This is a genomic window from Verrucomicrobiia bacterium (assembly GCA_035629175.1).
Taxonomy (GTDB): Bacteria; Verrucomicrobiota; Verrucomicrobiia; order Limisphaerales; family DASXHY01; genus DASXHY01.
The window spans coordinates 1-1,411 of record DASPIL010000102.1 but is presented as its reverse complement, the minus strand read 5'-3'; the positions used below and the strand labels follow the sequence as shown (position 1 = coordinate 1,411).

2 protein-coding genes are annotated in these 1,411 nt (G+C 56.6%); both read left to right on the top strand.

From position 1 onward, the window contains the following. Positions 1 to 360 (top strand): transposase (locus VEH04_18480; protein ID HYG24762.1); only part of this gene is annotated, 360 nt, incomplete at its 5' end. A gap of 53 nt (positions 361 to 413) precedes the next feature. Further along, positions 414 to 1,175 (top strand): transposase, encoded by a 762-nt coding sequence (locus tag VEH04_18475; protein HYG24761.1) that lies wholly within the window; start codon positions 414 to 416, stop codon positions 1,173 to 1,175. Positions 1,176 to 1,411 lie beyond the last annotated feature (236 nt).

Genomic DNA, 1,411 nt, shown 5'->3' with positions numbered 1-1,411 from the left:
CGGGAATGGCTCCTCCAACTCCGCCAGCAACATCCCCAAGCCAAGGTCGGTCTCTGTCTGGAACAACCCGCCGGCCACCTCATCAGCTTCCTGGAATCCTATGACTGGATCACCCTCTACCCCATCAATCCCATCACCCTGCAGAAGTATCGCGAAGCCTTCGTCACCCGCCGCGCCAAGGATGATACCCGCGATGCTTTCTTCCAGGCTGATCTGCTCCTCACCCACCATGAAAATCTCCAACCTTGGGCGCCCGAAGACAGCGCCACGCGCGCCGTGCAACAGTTGGTCTTCCATCGCCGCTCCGTCGTCAATGAACGCACCGGCCTCACCAACCGCCTCCAGGGCCTTTTACTATAAAACAATACTTTCCTCAAGCTCTTCAACTCTGTGGGGAAGATCTCTGGCGTCCTTTGGCAACGGCCTTCCTGCTCAAATGGCCCAGCCTCTCAGCGGTCAAGAAAACCAAAACCGCCACGCTCAAGAAGTTCTATCATCTCCAGGGCAGCCGCAGCCAGACTCTCATTGAAAAACGCCTGGCCTTGATTGAAAAGGCGGTTCCGATCACCGACGAAACGGCGGTGATCGACAGCTTCGTGCTGCGCATCCAACTGCTCGCCCGCGAACTGCAGATCGTGCAACAGACCATTGTTGAGTTTGATCAGCAGATTGCCGCAGCCTATATCGCTCATCCCGATCGGGAGATCTTCGCCAGTTTCCCTGGCGCAGGCCCCGTGCTGGGGCCGCGGCTTTTGACCAGCATGGGATCCCAACGCGACCGTTTGGGCGCAGCGCGTGAGTTGCAATGCTACACCGGCGTGGCGCCGGTGACCAAACGCAGCGGAGGCAGCTGTTACATTCACCGCCGCTATCTCTGTCCCAAGTTTCATCGGCAGAGCTTTCACGAATATGCCAAGGAAAGCATTTTGTGGTGTCGCTGGGCGGCGGCGTACTACCTGCAACAACGCAGAAAGGGTTGTCCGCATCACACCGCCGTGCGCGCGCTGGCCTTCAAGTGGCAGCGCATCCTCTTCCGCTGCTGGCAGGATCGCAAACCCTATAACGACCAAACTTATGAAGCGGTCCTGCGCAAACGAGGAAGCGCCCTGGTGAAACTTTTTGAAAGCATCGAACTGGGCGAAAGTCCCTGGAAAAATCCCATGAAGAAAAATTAAAAAATCCCTTGCCGGATTACCTCAGAGGTGAGTTGAGCGTCAGCTCGCCGAATCATTGGTAAGTCCGTTGTTCGAGGAACGTAACGAGAGGTGACGACGGTGACGCTCCAACGACCTTGTTCGTCTGGCACGCGCCCGCCGTGTTGGATTATTGCACTTTGCATCAATCGGCTGCAAAAAATTCGTCCCGGTTTGTTTCAACTTGGGCCTAAGTCTCACCGGGGCTTACGCTCCAA